The sequence below is a fragment of the Novosphingobium sp. CCH12-A3 genome (genome assembly GCF_001556015.1).
Classification (GTDB): domain Bacteria; phylum Pseudomonadota; class Alphaproteobacteria; order Sphingomonadales; family Sphingomonadaceae; genus Novosphingobium; species Novosphingobium subterraneum.
Genome location: NZ_LSIA01000232.1, coordinates 1 through 16,893, shown reverse-complemented (window position 1 = coordinate 16,893; position 16,893 = coordinate 1). Strand labels below are relative to the sequence as shown.

The 16,893-nt window shown below is 68.1% G+C and carries 19 protein-coding genes and 1 pseudogene; all 20 read left to right on the top strand.

Annotated elements, in window-relative coordinates; all coding sequences use genetic code 11:
• A partial coding sequence (locus AX703_RS18470; protein ID WP_197423765.1) for a replication initiator protein A occupies nucleotides 1-378 on the top strand: 378 nt, incomplete at its 5' end.
• A gap of 304 nt (nucleotides 379-682) precedes the next feature.
• Entirely contained in the window at nucleotides 683-1,831 is a 1,149-nt protein-coding gene (locus AX703_RS18465; protein WP_060977334.1) for a phosphoadenosine phosphosulfate reductase family protein, read from the top strand.
• Nucleotides 1,828-2,322: pseudogene (locus tag AX703_RS28970) on the top strand (DNA cytosine methyltransferase); the annotation flags it as partial. The gene AX703_RS18465 and the pseudogene AX703_RS28970, both read left to right, overlap by 4 nt.
• 13 nt (nucleotides 2,323-2,335) lie before the next feature.
• Nucleotides 2,336-3,037, top strand: a complete 702-nt coding sequence (locus AX703_RS28485; RefSeq protein ID WP_230962481.1) for a hypothetical protein — start codon at nucleotides 2,336-2,338, stop codon at nucleotides 3,035-3,037.
• Nucleotides 2,980-3,171, top strand: coding sequence for a hypothetical protein (locus tag AX703_RS28480; protein ID WP_060977335.1), 192 nt, complete (start codon nucleotides 2,980-2,982; stop codon nucleotides 3,169-3,171). The genes AX703_RS28485 and AX703_RS28480 overlap by 58 nt, the downstream gene beginning before the upstream one ends.
• Nucleotides 3,168-3,755 carry a DUF2840 domain-containing protein gene (locus AX703_RS18455; RefSeq protein WP_082734675.1) on the top strand — a complete coding sequence of 196 codons (588 nt, stop codon included), beginning with the start codon at nucleotides 3,168-3,170 and terminating at the stop codon, nucleotides 3,753-3,755. The genes AX703_RS28480 and AX703_RS18455 overlap by 4 nt, the downstream gene beginning before the upstream one ends.
• Nucleotides 3,752-4,330 (top strand): S26 family signal peptidase, encoded by a 579-nt coding sequence (locus AX703_RS18450; RefSeq protein WP_060977336.1) that lies wholly within the window; start codon nucleotides 3,752-3,754, stop codon nucleotides 4,328-4,330. Before AX703_RS18455 ends, AX703_RS18450 begins: the two co-directional genes overlap by 4 nt.
• Entirely contained in the window at nucleotides 4,311-4,643 is a 333-nt protein-coding gene (locus AX703_RS18445; RefSeq protein ID WP_060977337.1) for a DUF736 domain-containing protein, read from the top strand. The genes AX703_RS18450 and AX703_RS18445 overlap by 20 nt, the downstream gene beginning before the upstream one ends.
• Before the next feature lie 3 nt (nucleotides 4,644-4,646).
• Nucleotides 4,647-5,534: a lytic transglycosylase domain-containing protein gene (locus AX703_RS18440; protein WP_060977338.1), complete on the top strand. Its 888-nt coding sequence runs from the start codon at nucleotides 4,647-4,649 to the stop codon at nucleotides 5,532-5,534.
• Nucleotides 5,531-6,112 carry a hypothetical protein gene (locus tag AX703_RS18435; protein ID WP_060977339.1) on the top strand — a complete coding sequence of 194 codons (582 nt, stop codon included), beginning with the start codon at nucleotides 5,531-5,533 and terminating at the stop codon, nucleotides 6,110-6,112. Before AX703_RS18440 ends, AX703_RS18435 begins: the two co-directional genes overlap by 4 nt.
• A 238-nt stretch (nucleotides 6,113-6,350) precedes the next feature.
• Nucleotides 6,351-8,117, top strand: coding sequence for a DUF3363 domain-containing protein (locus tag AX703_RS18430; protein ID WP_060977340.1), 1,767 nt, complete (start codon nucleotides 6,351-6,353; stop codon nucleotides 8,115-8,117).
• 15 nt (nucleotides 8,118-8,132) lie between these two features.
• On the top strand, nucleotides 8,133-10,118 hold the full coding sequence (locus AX703_RS18425) for a conjugal transfer protein TraG (protein ID WP_062346143.1): 1,986 nt from the start codon (nucleotides 8,133-8,135) through the stop codon (nucleotides 10,116-10,118).
• A 9-nt stretch (nucleotides 10,119-10,127) separates the two neighbouring features.
• Entirely contained in the window at nucleotides 10,128-10,556 is a 429-nt protein-coding gene (locus tag AX703_RS18420) for a CopG family transcriptional regulator (RefSeq protein WP_060977342.1), read from the top strand.
• A gap of 228 nt (nucleotides 10,557-10,784) precedes the next feature.
• The gene (gene trbB, locus AX703_RS18415; RefSeq protein WP_062346140.1) at nucleotides 10,785-11,771 is read left to right on the top strand and encodes a P-type conjugative transfer ATPase TrbB; all 987 of its coding nucleotides are present in this window, start codon (nucleotides 10,785-10,787) and stop codon (nucleotides 11,769-11,771) included.
• A 26-nt stretch (nucleotides 11,772-11,797) separates the two neighbouring features.
• Complete coding sequence (locus AX703_RS18410; protein WP_060977344.1) at nucleotides 11,798-12,136, top strand: TrbC/VirB2 family protein; 339 nt, start codon at nucleotides 11,798-11,800, stop codon at nucleotides 12,134-12,136.
• A complete protein-coding gene (locus tag AX703_RS18405; RefSeq protein WP_062346138.1) occupies nucleotides 12,133-12,414 on the top strand; it encodes a VirB3 family type IV secretion system protein in 282 nt (93 codons plus the stop codon). The genes AX703_RS18410 and AX703_RS18405 overlap by 4 nt, the downstream gene beginning before the upstream one ends.
• On the top strand, nucleotides 12,411-14,900 hold the full coding sequence (trbE, locus tag AX703_RS18400; RefSeq protein WP_060977345.1) for a conjugal transfer protein TrbE: 2,490 nt from the start codon (nucleotides 12,411-12,413) through the stop codon (nucleotides 14,898-14,900). Before AX703_RS18405 ends, trbE begins: the two co-directional genes overlap by 4 nt.
• The gene (trbJ, locus tag AX703_RS18395) at nucleotides 14,897-15,616 is read left to right on the top strand and encodes a P-type conjugative transfer protein TrbJ (protein ID WP_060977346.1); all 720 of its coding nucleotides are present in this window, start codon (nucleotides 14,897-14,899) and stop codon (nucleotides 15,614-15,616) included. Before trbE ends, trbJ begins: the two co-directional genes overlap by 4 nt.
• 13 nt (nucleotides 15,617-15,629) lie before the next feature.
• Complete coding sequence (gene trbK-alt / locus AX703_RS18390; protein ID WP_075151007.1) at nucleotides 15,630-16,013, top strand: putative entry exclusion protein TrbK-alt; 384 nt, start codon at nucleotides 15,630-15,632, stop codon at nucleotides 16,011-16,013.
• The coding region (gene trbL, locus AX703_RS18385; RefSeq protein WP_082734674.1) for a P-type conjugative transfer protein TrbL at nucleotides 16,010-16,893 on the top strand (884 nt) is incomplete at its 3' end. The genes trbK-alt and trbL, both read left to right, overlap by 4 nt.

Below are 16,893 nucleotides of genomic sequence, written 5' to 3'. Positions count from 1 at the left end.
TCGTCGGCAGCGTCAGATGTGTATAAGAGACAGGTCGTCGACCGCACGTTCGTGCTCACCATCGACCGGGCCTATTTCGACCTAACGGGCGGGCTGGAACGCTGGCTCTACCGGATCGTGCGCAAGCATGGCGGCCAGCAGGAAGGCGGCTGGAGCTTCGACGTCCCGCACCTTCACCTGAAATCCGGCGCGCTCTCGCCCTTGAAGCAGTTCGCGTTCGAGCTGCGCGCCATCGTGCAGCGCCAGTCGCTGCCGGGCTACGCGCTGGCGATCGAGCGGGCGTTCGGCCGCGAGCGGCTGACCTTCGCGCCCGTGCCCGCCGATCCGTTCGAGAAGGCGGCGCGGGTCATGGGGCTGGCTGTGGATAACCGGCCATGAGACTCGGCCTATTGAAAACCGCCGGACTCGGCCGATTAAAAACCGCTGACTCGGCCTATAAAAAACCGGACCTCCGCACAAGCTTCTGGAATCGCTCGCGGAATCGGCTCTCTTCTAACTATGCTAACAGTAAAGAATACTTCGTATTCTTTCTAACGCGCTTTGGTGCTGTGGATAATTCGCGAGACGACGCGAAGTATCGGGCAGTAAATCCGCCGTCTCCCCTACGCTATACTACTACGCCTTTTGCGTGCGGCGATCAATCCCGGCACCGTGTTACGCGGCGCGGGCCGGAACCGCGGCCATGATCGCCGCCCAGCACTTCGGCAGCATCTCGGGCGGCAAGGACAGCCAGGCCGTCCTTTGCCGGATGGTCGAGCGGATCGAGCGCAGGGGGCTTGCCGCGTTCGGCAACCGCGCGCCGCGGTTCCTCTCGGCAGACAACGGCCACGAGAACCCGATCACGCTCGACCACATCGCGTATCTCGACGGCTGGCTGCGACAACGCACCGGCCTGTGTATCGAGACGGTCTCGGCGAACGACGTGCCGGGGCTCACAGACGCGGCGGCCTTCGCCCGCAAGCGCGCGATGCTGCGCGAGGAATGGTCGAAGGAGAAGCGGCGGACCCGCCATAAGGGCGCGTGCAACCAGCGCCGGGCCGCGTGGCAGGCAGGCAGGCTCACGAAAGGCCAATGGCTCGCCGCGTGCGAATGTCCCGTCCTGGTCTCGCCCCCGGTTCCCGATCATCTGATCGACCGCGCGCTCGAGCTGCTGCATCCCACCGGCATCCCGTTCCTCGACATGGCGATGCTGCACGGCCGGTTTCCCGGCACCAAAACGCGCTTCTGCACCGACGAGACCAAACTGATCCCGATGATGCATCGCAAGCGTCCGCTGCTCGATGCGGGGATCTCGGTCATCGACTGGATCGGCGAGCGCGCCGACGAAAGCCCGGCGCGGGCGAAGAAGCCGCCGATCCAGTCGGTGCGGCATCCCTCCGGCGCCCGCAAGGTGCTCTACCGGCCCATCTTTCGCTGGTCGGCGGCCGACGCCTTCGCCATCTCCGAGCGCCACGGACTCCGGCATAACCCGCTCTACACGATGGGGATGAGCCGGGTCGGCTGCTCGACCTGCATCATGGTTAGGAAGCGCGAACTGCGCGCCTGGGCCATGCGGTTTCCCGCGGAAGTCGATCGCGTGCGGGAGTGGGAACGGCTGGTCAGCCTCGTTTCGCGGCGCACCGCGATATCGGGAGCGCCGGCATCCCTGCTGCCCGCGCCGACCGTGCCCGGCGATCCCGCCGATCATGGACGTGCGACGATCGACAGGGCGATCGCGTGGTCGCGCACCAGCCGGGGCGGCCGCAACTACGACCTGTTCCTCGCGCAGGAGCAGCGCGACGCCGATGAGCACGGCCTGCTCTGCGACAGCGAATACGGGCTTTGCGAATGATGCGCGCGCTCGACCTGTTCAGCGCCGCGGCGGGCGGCTGGTCGCTCGGCCTGCACCGCGCCGGATTCGTCACCGTCGCCGCCTGCGAGATCGTCGAATGGCGCCGCATCCTCTACGCGGAGAACAATCCCCATGTCAGACTCTACGCGGATGTCCGGTCCCTCACGGCAGCTCGACTTGTTTCTGAACTTGGATTCCTGCCCGACATCATCGTCGGTTCGCCGCCGTGCCAGGACATCTCCAGCGCCAACACCAAAGGCAGGGGGATCGAAGGCGAACGGTCGGGCCTCTACCTCGAAGCCGTCCGGCTGGTCGGAGAGTGCCGCCCTCGCTGGTTCGCTTTTGAGAACAGCGCTAATCTGCGAACTCGCGGCGCTGACCGGCTGCTCCTTCTCCTGGAAACGCTCGGCTACGCCTGCGAACCGTGCGTGGTGGCTGCTGAAAATGTCGGCGCCAACCATGTCCGCAAGCGGTCCTGGCTTATCGGCTACGACCCAGGCCAGCTTGCCGACGCCGGTATCGCAATCCCAGCAAGGCGGCATCCGGCTGGAGGGTGGATCGGGCGCACGGACGGCCCTCAAGGAATCGGGTCTGTTCGACCTGTTTCGCGAGAACAGGCTGCCGACGCCGATGGCGACGGACGGGATGAGGGACGGCGCGGGCGGCGGCGCAGGATCGACATATCCGCTTCGCATGATCCTCGCGACGCCGCGCAAATCGGATGCGGACAAGGGCGGCCGGGGCGATGTGCTCAGCCAGTTGCAGGGCCATGCGAGCCGGCACGCGGGCATGATGCCGACGCCTGTCAAACCGAACGGCGGACGGAGATTGAGCCGGCAGGAGATCGAAACGGGACGCCGGGCGAACGGCGCGAAGGCGCAGATCGACACGCCGAACCTGTTGCGCCACGCGGCGGAAATCCTCCCCACCCCGACGAAGCGCGACAGCCGGATGGACGGCTGGAGTCCGGCCTACGATCGGCGGAAATCGCCGACGATGGACGCGGTGATGGACGGCGCGATGACGGATCGCGCGCCGGACAAATGGGCGGGCGCCCGCGCGCTGGCGGCGATGCTGCGGAGCCGTGGGCTGACTGGAACGGCGGCCTTGCCCATCACCTACGGCTGGATGATGGGCTTTCCGCCTGGGTGGCTGGCACGCGCGTTGCGATCGGCGCTGGAAAGCGGACGGCTGCGGCCAGCCTGATCGTCGAGGCGTTCGGCGACGCCGTTCTCCCGCAAATCCCCGAAGCCATCGGCCGCGCCATCCTGCGCACCGAAGCCGCGCTCGACGTCGTGCTCGGGCGAACCTCCCCCGACATCACCGGAGACGAACGATGAGCGATCCCGCGCATCCGCAGCGCATAGACTTCAGCGGGTTCGAAGCCGCGCTGCGCCGCCGCGCGGCGGAGCAGGCGCAGGCCGCCCGAACGCCGACAGAACCAACGGCGCTGGCATCGCGATCGCGGCTGACCGAAGTCGAACTGACCTGGATCGAAAAGAAGCTGGAGCACTGGATACGCTTCGGCCGCGTCGCGCAGGAACGCATCGTCACACGCCGGACGCGCGTCATGAGCTTCCGGCCGGGCGCGGTGTTTGCCTTCGTCCGCTGGACCGCCAACAACTATGGCACGATCGCCTCGCGCATCGACGTGGTGCGCGCGGTCACGCCGGGCGAGCCTTATACGACGCTGCCGTTCGTGCGGCCGGGCGGCGAAATCCTCCTGCACATCGAGAGCTGGCCCAAGGTCCAGCAGGTGCTCGCCGCGATCGACGCGGTGGAGACGGCGGGCGTCGATCCCTGCGACGCGGCGCCCGAGCACTGGCGCCACGTCCACAACCGCATCGCCGCGGGACACCAGCCGCGCCCTTACACGCTGGAGCGGCATCGCGCCTGGCTTCGCCGCAAGGAGATCGAAGGGTGACGCGCCGCCGCTACGTCATGGCGACGGCCACCGCCGCGTCCGCCTTCGCCGCGGCGTTCGTCGCGATCGCCGTCGCCGATCCTTTCCCGCGCGTGATCTGGAACGCCAGCGCCAGCGCGCCGATCGGGCTCTACCGCATCCATCCCGACCGCGATCCCGCTATCGGTGTGCTGGTCGCCGTCACGCCGCCCAAGCGGCTTTCCCGCTGGCTTTCGGCGCGCGGCTATCTGCCCGAGGGCGTGCCGCTGCTGAAGCATGTCGCCGCGAAAGCCGGGCAGCGCGTGTGCCGCATCGGCGCCGTGGTGAGCGTCGATAGCCAGTCCGTCGCCAGCGCCCGCGCGCGTGACGGCCGGGGCCGCCCGCTGCCGGTCTGGCGGGGCTGCCGCACACTGCAACCGGGCGAACTGCTGCTGCTCAACCCGTCCGTCCCCGACAGCCTCGACGGCCGCTATTTCGGCCCGCTGCCGGCGTCCGCCGTCATCGGCCGCGCGACGCCGCTGCATCTGCGCGCGCCGTCGCAATCGCCTTCCACCCCCGAAGCCAAGGAGATTGGCCATGCCGACGAATATCTTTGAACCCACCGCCAATGGCTATGCCGGGCGCGCCCGGTATTTCGGTGTCGACGAGCAGATCGTGCTGGTCGCGATCGATCCGGGCGACGCCGAGAACGCGCCCGATTACCGCGTCCACCTCGACGACGAGGACGGCCCGGAAGTCGGCGGCGCATGGAAACGGGTCGGCGAACGCGCGGGCAATTACATCGCGCTGGAGATCGACAGCCCGCTCTTCGGGGCGCCGTTCCGGCCGGTTCTGTTCCGCGCCGACGACGATGGCCGGACGTTCCGGCTGTCATGGAAGCGCCCCCGGCCGCGCGACGACCGGAGCTGATCGGTGGCTGTTTCGATCATCATCCCTTTGTTCGCGGAAAAGCCGCATCCCTCCGTCCCGCTCGGTCGCAGGCTGACCGGCGCGCGCAGCGAAGGTCAAGAGTCTGCCCCGGACTTGATCCGGGGGCGGCCCACGGCCGGCGCATCGCGCGCACCCTTTACCGCAGCGAGCACGCTGGCAGGCTGGCGTAAGAGCGGGGGCGGATTGGCCGTCCTGCTCGCGGCCCTGCTGCTGTCGTCCGGCATCGGGCCGAACGCTGTGCGGGCACAGGACACGCCGGCCGAACGCACGGCAGCCAGCCATCCCTATGCCGTTCACGTCGCCGACGCCGCGCGGCGCTTCGGCATCCCGGAAAGCTGGATATGGGCGGTGATGCGCGTCGAGAGCAACGGCGATGTCCGCGCGGTCTCGACGGCCGGGGCGATGGGCCTCATGCAGATCATGCCCGGCACCTGGGCGAGCTTGCGCGCGCGCCACGGGCTGGGACGCGATCCCTATGATGTGCGCGACAACATCATGGCGGGCGCGGCTTACCTGCGCGCGATGCACGACCGCTACGGCAACGCGATGGCAATGCTGGCGGCCTATAATGCGGGGCCGGGCCGCTACGACGAATATCTATCGCGCGGCCGTCCGCTGCCCGCCGAGACGCGCGCCTATCTCGCAAAGCTCGCGTCGATCATAGGCGGCGCGGACGACAGCCGGCTTGCTGCCGCACCGCCGTCCGATCCTTTTGCATGGCGCAGGGCTGCATTGTTCGCGGCGCGGCCGAACGGCGATCCGGCCGCACCGGAAACGTCGTCCGGCGAACGCGCGGCTGACATGCGCGCTGCGGTCGAACCGCCCGCGAACAGCCTGTTCGTCGCGCTGTCGGGGCGGAGGCAGCCGTGAAGATCGCCTATGCCGATCCGCCCTATATCGGCTGCGCGCATCTCTATCGCGATCATCCCGACTATGCGGGCGAGGTCGATCATCCCGCGCTGATCGAGCGGCTCCAGCGAGACTATGACGGCTGGATTTTGCATGCCGCCGCGACGCCGGAATCGGTCGCCGTGCTCGCGCCGCTCGTGCGCGAGACCGGCGCGCGGTGGATGGCCTGGGTGAAAGGCTTTGCCGCGTTCAAGCGCAACGTGCCGGTCGCTTATGCGTGGGAACCCGTCATCGTGAAGCCCGCGCGCAAGCCGGTCGTAAGCAAGCGGCTGGTCCTGCGTGACTGGATCGAATGCCCGATCACGCTGCGCCGTGGGCTTACCGGCGCGAAACCCGAAGTGGTCGCTCATTGGGCGTTCGAGACGGTCGCCGCGCGTCCCGACGACACGCTCGACGACCTGTTCCCCGGCACCGGCGCCGTCGCCGAAGCGTGGCGAACCTGGCGCCTCAAGTTCGCGCTGCCGGGCGATCCCGTTGCAGCGCCGCCGCGGCCGAATTGCACGGTGGCTGCACGTCGAGAGGCGAGCGGCGCGCCATGACCGCCCCCGTTTTCAGATTGCCCGGTTGGAAGGTGGAAGTGCCTGGAAGGGCAGGAAAAAGCCGAAGGAAGGGACGGCAAGATAGAAAGCGCGCCCCAAATTCGCTGAAAGCCTATGTCTTTCAACGATTTGGCGCGGGTACGTCGGTCGGCGAGCGTGCCGCTCGGAAGAAAAAAGCCAGCAAAATCAAAGCGCCGAATGGCACTATGGGCCATTTTCGGCGGAAAGCGGCCCGGCCGTGAGCGAGGACGAGGATTTCCGCGTCCGGCCGGGCAAGGTCAGGAACAGGGGAGCCGGCCAGGGCCGCAAGGCGCAAGGACTTGTCGTCCAGGTGCTCCGCGTCGCCGCGCGCAGCGGCGGAGGCCGGCGAACGGCCGGCTGGGGCGGATCGCGCCAGCGCGGGCAATCGAACTTCGGCCGTGGCCGCACGTCCTTCGCACGCAGCCGCCTGTTCGGATCGGGCCGGCGCGTGCTGGTCAAGATTGTCCCTGTCACCCGTTTCCACCGGAATGGACGGCCGAGGGCGCCGCTGTCCGCGCACATCGCCTATCTCAAGCGCGAGGGCGTCACCCGCGACGGATCGCCCGCGCGGATGTTCGACGCCAATGGCGATGGCGCCGACGATCGCGCCTTCGCCGATCGGTGCAAGGACGACCGGCATCATTTCAGGATCATCGTCTCGCCCGAGGATGCGGCGGACCTGTCGGACCTTCGCGAATATACCCGCGATCTCGTTCGCCAGATGGAAGCCGATCTCGGCACCAGGCTCGAATGGGTCGCGGTCGATCACTGGAACACCGACAACCCGCATGTCCATCTGCTGGTGCGCGGCGTCGATGACCATGGCGCCGACCTTGTCATCAACCGGGACTATATCAGCCACAATCTGCGCTCGCGCGCCGAAGAACTGGCCTGGGCCGAGCTGGGTCCGAAACCGGAGCATGAAATCCAGCGCGCGCTCGAACGCGAGGTAACGGCCGAACGCTGGACCAGGCTCGACGCCGAGATCGATCGCACGGCGGACGCACTCGGCGTCATCGACTTGCGCCCCCAGCAGCCCGGACTCGACGATCCCCAGGTCCGCCGCCTGATGATCGGCCGCTTGCAGCATCTGGAAACTATGGGGCTCGCAGCCGAGGCCGCGCCCGGTCAGTGGGCACTGGCGTCGGATGCGCAAGCCAGGTTGCGCGAGCTGGGCACGCGCGGCGACATCATCCGCACGATCGGCAAGGCGCTGAACGGTCGCGGCCTGCAGCGCCCGCTCGACACTTACGAGATCGTCAGCGCAGCGCCGCAAAAGCCCATCGTCGGCCGGTTGATCGACAAGGGGTTGCACGACGAGCTGCATGGCTCGGCCTATGCCGTGATCGACGGCATCGACGGGCGCACCCACCATGTCCGGCTTCCGGGCATCGAGGCGCTGGATCGCAGCCCGGATATCGGCGGCATCGTTGAGCTGCGCGCCGTCGGCCGGCCGGGCGATCCGAAGCCGTCCCTGTTCCTGGCGACGCGATCCGATCTCGACCTCGCGGCTCAGGTGAAGGCGAGAGGCGCGACCTGGCTCGATCATCGTCTGATCGAGCGCGGCCGTGGAGTGACGGCCGCCGGCTTCGGATCGGAGGTGCAGCGGGCGCTCGACCAGCGCACCGACCATCTCGTGCGCGAAGGACTGGCCCGCCGCTTCGGCAACCGCGTGGTCCTGCAAGGCAACCTGATCGAGACGCTTCGCCGCCGCGAACTGGACGCGACAGGTGCCGAGATCGCGGGCCGGACGGGGCTCGCCTACCGGCCTACCAATCCCGGCGACAAGGTCGCCGGCACATGCCGCCAGCGCCTCGCGCTCGCCTCCGGTCGCTTCGCGATGATCGACGACGGGTTGGGCTTCCGGCTCGTCCCCTGGTCGAACGACCTTGAACGCCAGCTCGGGCGCCAGATCGCGGGCATCGCCCGCAACGGCGGCGGCATCGGATGGTCATTGGGCCGCAAGCGCGGCCTCGCCCCCTGAAAGAAGGAGACTCTCATGCCCGCTACCAAAATCCTCTGGGGCCAGATCATCGCCGTCTTCCTGATCGTGGTCGCCGCGATCTGGAGCGCCACACAATGGACCGCGGCGGCGCTGGCGTATCAGCCCGAGCTTGGCGAACCCTGGTTCACGGCGCTCGGCTGGCCGGTCTATCCGCCCTACGCCTTCTTCTGGTGGTGGTTCAGCTACGACGCCTATGCGCCCGCCATCTTCCAGACCGGCGCCTGGATCGCCGCGTCGGGCGGCTTCGTGGCGGTCGCTGTCGCCATCGCCATGTCGGTCTGGCGCGCACGCGAGGCGAAGAACGCGGAAACCTATGGCTCGGCGCGCTGGGCGACCGAGGACGAGGTGCGTGCGGCCGGGCTGCTCGGCGACGACGGTGTGGTGCTCGGCAAGCTGGGCCGCGCCTATCTGCGCCACGACGGCCCCGAGCATGTGCTGTGCTATGCGCCGACCCGCAGCGGCAAGGGCGTCGGCCTCGTGATCCCCTCGCTTCTGACCTGGCCGGCATCGGCGATCGTTCATGACATCAAGGGCGAGAACTGGACGCTGAGCGCGGGCTTCCGCGCGCAGCATGGCCGCGTGCTGCTGTTCGACCCGACCAACGCGGCGTCGGACGCCTACAACCCGCTGCTGGAGGTGCGGCGCGGCCAGTGGGAAGTCCGCGACGTGCAGAACGTGGCCGACGTGCTGGTCGATCCCGAAGGCAGCCTGGAGAAGCGCAACCACTGGGAGAAAACCAGCCACGCGTTGCTGGTCGGCGCGATCCTGCATGTTCTCTACGCCGAGCCCGACAAGACCCTGGCGGGTGTCGCCGCCTTCCTGTCCGACCCGGCGCGGACGATCGAGCAGACGCTGGCCGCGATGATGGCGACGCCCCATCTCGGCGAAGCCGGCGTGCATCCGGTGGTGGCCTCGGCCGCGCGCGAACTGCTCAACAAGAGCGACAACGAACGCTCGGGCGTGCTCTCGACCGCCATGTCGTTTCTCGGGCTTTACCGCGATCCCGTCGTCGCCCGGGTCACGCGCGCCTGCCACTGGCGCGTCATGGATCTCGTATCGGGCGAGCAGCCGGCGACGCTCTACCTCGTCATTCCCCCCAGCGACATCTCGCGGACCAAGCCGCTCATCCGCCTGATGCTCAACCAGATCGGGCGGCGGCTGACGGAGGAACTGCCGAGCGGCGCCAGGCGTCATCGCCTGCTGCTGATGCTCGACGAGTTTCCCGCGCTCGGGCGCCTGGACTTTTTCGAGAGCGCGCTGGCGTTCATGGCCGGCTATGGCCTGAAATCCTTCCTCATCGCGCAGTCGCTCAATCAGATCGAGAAAGCCTACGGGCAGGACAATGCGATCCTCGATAACTGCCATGTTCGGGTGAGCTTCGCGACCAACAACGAGAAGACGGGCGAGCGCGTGTCGAAGGCGCTCGGCACCAAGACTGAGATGCGCGCGATGAAGAACTACGCCGGGCACAGGCTCTCGCCCTGGCTCGGGCATCTGATGGTCTCGCGCTCCGAAACCGCCCGCCAGCTTCTGACCCAGGGCGAGGTCATGCAGCTGCCGCCCGACGAGGAAATCGTCATGGTGTCGGGCGTCCAGCCCATCCGCGCGAAGAAGGCTGCTTACTACGCCGATCCCCGTCTCGCCGCGCGGATCATGCCGCCGCCCGATCCGGCCGCATCGCCACCTCGGGAAATCCGTCCCGACGACTGGACGGGGCTCGCCGCTTCGGCCGATCCCGCCGAGATCGCGGCAATCATCCGGCGCCAGGAGGATGCCGCCAACAGCGGGCTGCGCCGCGAGCCCGAGCTTCCCGATCATGTCGCCATCGTGAAGGAGACGACGCCCGCACCGCCCGCGCAGGAGTTTTCCATCGTCGAGGACGAACCCGAGGATGCTGCGCGCCAGGCGGCGGCACGGCGGCGGATGCAGGGCGTCGCGCGGCAGGCGTCGCTCGATCCCGACGACGGCATCGAAATGTAGGAGATTCCCATGCGCGTGCGTCTCAACGTCTATTTTCCGCCCGAGCTGGCCCGTCAGGTCAGCGAGCTGGCGATCCGCCGCCGCATCTCGCGCTCGGCGATCGTGGAAGCCGCCGTCACCTCCTGGATGTCGCCGGACGGCGCCGACCGGATGGAGGCGGCCTTCGCCCGAAGGCTCGACCGGCTTTCGCGGCAGGTCCAGCGGCTCGAACGCAACACCGGCCTCACCACCGAGGCACTGGCGCTTTTCGTCCGCTTCTGGCTGGCGGTGACGCCGCCGCTGCCCGACGAGGATCAGGCGGCCGCCCAGGTCAAGGGCCGCAAGCGCTATGAGGGTTTTGTCGAGACGCTGGGCCGCCGCTACGCCAGCGGCAAGAGCCTGCTCGACGAAATACCGGAGGATATTGCAGGTCGTGACGGCGGCTCCACCGACACATGACAGTGCAGCGAACCAGCCGGGGCCGGCCATGCGCGAATCGGCCAGGTATCTTCACGAAATAGCGCGGGCGGAGAGCGGTGCTGAAAGCGTCAGACCGCAACGCGCACTTATCTGCCGCCGTCACTACTACGCCCTGACATAGTTGTTGCCTCGCGCGATTTCCTGTCTCTCTTGATGTGCCCCTGACGCCGGGCGGCGGTTCGCCCGGCCTAATTCAGGGGCCGTTTCTTGTCCGTCCAGCCGATCCGATCCGAAGCGAACACGCGCGGCGCGCGGATGCTGCGCACGGCGCTGGGGCCGTCGATCGCGGCCTGGCTCGACGATGCCGCCGTGATCGAGGTGATGCTGAACCCGGACGGACGGCTGTGGGTCGACCGGCTCGGCGAGGGCATCAGCGACACCGGCATGACGCTGGCCGCCGCTGACGGCGAGCGCATCGTCCGCCTGGTCGCGCATCATGTCGGCGTCGAGGTTCATGCCCGGTCCCCGCGCGTCTCCGCCGAGCTGCCCGAAGGGGGCGAGCGGTTCGAGGGGCTGCTGCCGCCCGTCGTCGCGGCCCCGGCCTTCGCCATCCGCAAGCCCGCCGTCGCGGTGTTCACGCTCGACGACTATGCGGCCGCCGGGATCATGTCGCCGGCCGAGGCGGCGGCATGCCGCGATGGCGTCGCCGCTCGCGCCAACATCCTCGTGGCGGGCGGCACCGGCAGTGGCAAGACCACGCTGGTCAATGCGCTGCTGGTGGAAGTCGCCAAGACCACCGACCGTATCGTCCTGATTGAGGACACGCGGGAGCTGCAATGCGCCGCGCCGAACCTCGTCGCCATGCGCACGAAGGATGGCGTCGTCTCGCTGTCCGATCTCGTCCGGTCCTCGCTGCGCCTGCGCCCTGATCGCATCCCGATCGGCGAGGTGCGCGGCGCCGAGGCGCTCGATCTCCTCAAAGCCTGGGGCACCGGCCATCCGGGCGGCATCGGCACGATCCACGCCGGAACCGCGCTCGGCGCGCTGCGCCGTATGGAGCAGCTCATTCAGGAGGCCGTCGTCACGGTCCCGCGCGCGCTGCTGGCCGAGACCATCGACCTGATCGCCGTGCTCGTCCGCGACGGGCACGGCCGCCGCCTCGCCGAGCTGGCCCGCGTCGAAGGGCTCGACGCCGCGACCGGCGACTACCGCCTCACGCCGCTCACCACCCCCCAGACCGGAGACCTGCCATGACCAACGACGCCACGCCTCTCAGGACCATGAAGGGCCGCCTGCTCGGCGGCACCGTGCTCGACCGCCTCGGCCATATCGGCATCACCGCGGCCGGGCTGCTCTACGCGATGCCCGCCCATGCGGGCGGATCGTCGATGCCGTGGGAGGCGCCGCTCCAGTCTATCCTCGAAAGCATCGAGGGGCCGGTCGCCAAGATCATCGCGGTGATGATTATCATCGTGACCGGGCTGACCCTGGCCTTCGGCGATACGTCGGGCGGGGCACGGCGGATGATCCAGATCGTGTTCGGTCTGTCGATCGCGTTCGCCGCGTCGAGCTTCTTCCTCTCGTTCTTTTCCTTCGGTGGCGGAGCGATGGTCGCATGACCGGCGCGGCCGATCATGGCGAGCCCATCGCGGGCTACTTCGCGCCGGTCCACCGGGCGCTGACCGAGCCGATATTGCTCGGAGGCGCCCCGCGCTCGCTCGCCATCGTCAACGGGACGCTGGCAGGCGCGATCGGGCTGGGCCTGCGCCTCTGGATCGCCGGCCTCGCGATATGGGCGATCGGCCATGCGCTCTCGGTATGGGCCGCGCGGCGCGATCCCCAGTTCGTCGACGTGGCCCGCCGCCACCCCCGCTACCCGACATGGATGCAGCCATGATGAGCTTGCGCGAATACAGGAACGGCGCCGCGCATCTCGCCGACTTCCTGCCCTGGGCCGCGCTGGTCGGGACAAGCGTCGTTCTCAACAAGGACGGCAGCTTTCAGCGGACCGCCCGTTTTCGGGGACCGGACCTTGATTCCGCCACGCCAGCCGAGCTGGTCGCCACCACGGCGCGGCTCAACAATGCGCTGCGCCGTCTCGGCTCGGGCTGGGCAATCTTCGTCGAAGCGCAGCGCACGCCCGCGCTCGACTATCCGGAATCGGACTTTCCCGATCCGGTCTCGGCGCTGGTCGATATGGAGCGGCGCGAACAGTTTCGCGAAGAAGGCGCGCATTTCGAGAGCGACTATTATCTGACGCTCCTCTGGATGCCACCGGCCGAGGACGCCGCCCGCGCCGAAACCTGGCTCTATGAAGGCCGTTCCGGCACGGGCGTCGATCCGTGGGAATTGCTCCAGAGCTTTACCGATCGCAGCGACCGGGTGCTCAATCTGGTCGAGGGCTTCGTGCCCGAGGTTTGCTGGCTCGATGACGGCGAGACGCTGACTTACCTGCACAGCACGATCTCGACCCGGCGCCAGCGCGTGCGCGTGCCGGAAACGCCGATGCATCTCGACGCGCTGCTCGCCGACGAGCCGCTGACCGGCGGGCTGGAGCCGAAACTCGGCGACCATCATCTGCGCACGCTGACGATCACGGGATTCCCGAGCGTCACCTTCCCCGGCCTGCTCGACGAACTGAACCGGCTCGCCTTCGAGTATCGCTGGTCGACCCGCGCGATCATGCTCGACAAGACCGACGCGACGAAGCTGCTGACCCGCATCCGCCGCCAATGGTTCGCCAAGCGCAAAAGCGTTGCTGCGATCCTCAAGGAAGTGATGACCAACGAGGCATCGACGCTGCTCGACAGCGATGCCTCGAACAAGGCGGCCGACGCCGACACTGCCTTGCAGGAGCTGGGCGCCGACTACGCCGGCATGGCCTATGTCACCGCCAGCGTGACGGTGTGGGACCGCGATCCCGCCATTGCGGCTGAAAAGCTGCGGCTGGTCGAAAAGGTCATCCAGGGTCGCGACTTCACCGTGATCCCCGAGGGCATGAACGCGATCGAGGCGTGGCTTGGGAGCCTCCCCGGCCACACCTATGCCAACGTCCGCCAGCCTCCGATTTCCACCATCAATCTCGCCCACCTGATCCCCCTGTCAGCAGTATGGGCGGGGCCGGAACGGGACGAGCATTTCGGTGCGCCCCCCTTGCTTTATGGCAAGACCGAAGGCTCGACCCCGTTCCGGTTTTCCCTTCATGTCGGCGATGTCGGGCACACCCTCATCGTCGGGCCGACCGGCTCCGGCAAGTCGGTGCTGCTTGCACTGATGGCGATGCAATTTCGCCGCTACGAGAACGCGCAGGTCTTCGCCTTCGATTTCGGCGGCAGCATCCGCGCGGCTGCGATCGGTATGGGCGGCGACTGGCAGGATCTCGGCGGGATGCTCGCCGACGAGGCCGGGGACGGCGTGCAGCTCCAACCGCTCGCCCATATTGACGACCCAGCCGAACGCGCCTGGGCCGCCGAATGGCTGGCGGCGATCCTCGCATCCGAGAATGTGACCGTCGACCCGCAGGCCAAGGAGCATATCTGGTCGGCGCTGACCTCGCTCGCCACCGCGCCGATCGCGGAACGGACCCTGACGGGCCTTGCCGTCCTGCTCCAGAGCCAGCAGCTCAAGCAGGCGCTCGCGCCCTGGTGCGTGGGCGGAGCATGGGGCCGGCTGCTCGATGCCGAGACCGAGCGGCTTGGCGAGGCCACCGTTCAGGTGTTCGAGACCGAAGGCTTGATGGAAAGCGGCGCGGCCCCGGCCGTCCTGTCCTACCTGTTTCACCGCATCGCGGGGCGGCTCGACGGCAGCCCGACGCTCATCGTCATCGACGAGGGCTGGCTGGCGCTGGGATCGCCCGCGTTCGCCAAACAGCTTTCGGAATGGCTGGTGACGCTGCGTAAGAAGAACGCCAGCGTCATCTTCGCCACCCAGTCGCTCGCGCAGATCGAGGGCAGCACGATCGCGCCCGCCATCGTCGAGAGCTGTCCGACCCGGATATTCCTGCCGAACGAACGCGCGGTCGAACCGCAGATCGCGGTGATCTACGAGCGGTTCGGGCTCAACGCCCGCCAGATCGAAATCCTGAGCCGGGCGACGCCGAAGCGCGATTATTACTGCCAGTCAAGGCGCGGCAACCGCCTGTTCGAGCTGGGGCTTGGCGAGGTCGCGCTGGCCTTCGCCGCCGCCTCTTCCAAGACCGATCAGCGCCGGATCGCGGAGCTGGTGGAGGCGCATGGCGCGCCTGCCTTCGCGGCCGAATGGCTGCGTCACCGCGGCTGCGCCTGGGCGGTCGAGCTTCTTCCCGAACCTCAACCCGATCCGCTGGCCGGAAACCGGGAAGATACCGGCCAGCTCCCCCTTGCCTTGAAGGACATGATCCCATGAAAGCCACCATCCTGCGCCGCGCCATGCTGGCCGGCGCGATCGCCACGTCCGGCATGATCGGCACCACCGCCGCGACGCCCGCGCACGCCCAGTTCGGCGGGATCGTCTATGACCCGACCAATTACGCCCAAAACGTGCTGACCGCCGCCCGGTCGCTCCAGCAGATCAACAACCAGATTCAGCAAATTCAGCAGCAGGCGACGAGCCTCATCAACGAGGCGCGCAATCTCGCTTCGCTGCCGCTCTCGACGGTCGACGTTCTCCAGCAGCAGGTCCGGCAGACGCAGCAGCTGCTTAGGCAGGCCCAGCGCATCGCCTACGATGTCCGGGACATCCAGAGCGCCTTCACCGACCGTTACAAGGGCACCGCGCTCACCGGCACCAACGCCCAGATGATCGCCAATGCGAACGCGCGCTGGGAGGACAGCGTCGGCGCGTTCCAGGACTCCTTGCAGGTGCAGGCCGGCGTCGTCGGTAATATCGAGGGCGCGCGCACCACGATGAACAGCCTGGTCTCGGCCAGTCAGTCGGCGACCGGCGCGCTCCAGGCCGCGCAGGCGGGCAACCAGCTTCTCGCCCTGCAATCGCAGCAGCTCGCCGACCTCACCGCCGCCGTCGCGGCGCAGGGACGGGCGCAGTCGCTCGACGCCGCGCGGCAGGCCGCGATCGAGGCGGAGGGGCGCGAACGCTTCCGCCGCTTCTTCGGCCGCGACTGACAGGAGAAGCCGCATGTCGCGCAATGCAAAGATCGCCGGTGTCGCCGCGCTCGGCGGCATCATGCTGGCCGTGGCGCTCGCGGGCTCGCGCGAACCGCATGAACCGCAGCTTGAAGCCGTCCTGCCCGTCCTTGAAGAAGGAGAGCAGGAGAAGCGGCTGGCGCGCGAACTGGAACGCTGCGCCACGCTCACCATGCCGGATTCCGGCTGCGAGGCGGCATGGGCGGAAAAGCGCCGCCGCTTCTTCGGCAAGGATGCCGACGCGCCCGCGCCGGGCGAGCATCCTGCGCTTCCCGCCGCATATGACAGCGACGGCAGCCGGGCTGACGAGGCGATCCGGCCGGAGCTTCCCGGCCCCTTTGTCCCCGCCGATCAGGCCGGGAGCACCGCGCCGTGAGTGACACCGGGATCGTCGATACCTTCCTCGACACCTTCACCAGCTACATCGACAGCGGCTTTGGCCTGCTCGGCGGCGAGGTCGGCTTCCTGTCCTCGACCCTTATCGCGATCGACGTGACCATCGCCGGGCTGTTCTGGGCCTGGGGCGCCGATGAGGACGTGATCCAGCGGCTGGTCAAGAAAACCCTCTATATCGGCGCCTTCGCCTTCATCATCGGCAATTTCCAGACACTGGCGACGATCCTGTTCGACAGCTTCGCGGGGCTGGGGCTCAAGGCGAGTGGCGATGCCCTCAGCCTCGCGGAGTTCATGAAGCCCGGCACGATCGCTGCAAAGGGTCTCGATGCGGCGCAGCCACTGATCGACGCGATGGAGGCCTATAACAGCCTCTGGTCGGTGTTCGCCAATCTCGCGATCATCGCCGTGCTGCTGCTCGCCTATCTGATCGTCGTCCTCGCCTTCTTCATTATCGCCATCCAGATATTCATCACCCTGATCGAGTTCAAGCTGGTGACGCTGGCCGGATTCGTCCTGCTGCCCTTCGCCTTCTGGAACCGCACCGCGTTCATGGCCGAAAAAGTGCTCGGCCATATCGTCTCCAGCGGGATCAAGGTGCTGGTGCTCGCGGTCATCACCGGGATCGGCACGACCCTGTTCAGCACGTTCACGGCGACGGTCGGTCCCGAACCCGACGCGCGGCAGGTTCTGGCGATCGCGCTCGGCGCGCTGTCGCTGCTCGGCCTGTCGATCTTCGGCCCCGGCATCGCCAACGGGATCGTCTCGGGCGGGCCGCAGCTCGGCGCGGGCGCGGCGGCCGGCACCGTGCTGGCGGCGGGCGGCGCGCTGGTCGGTGGCGCCGCCGCCGCGAAGCTCGGCGT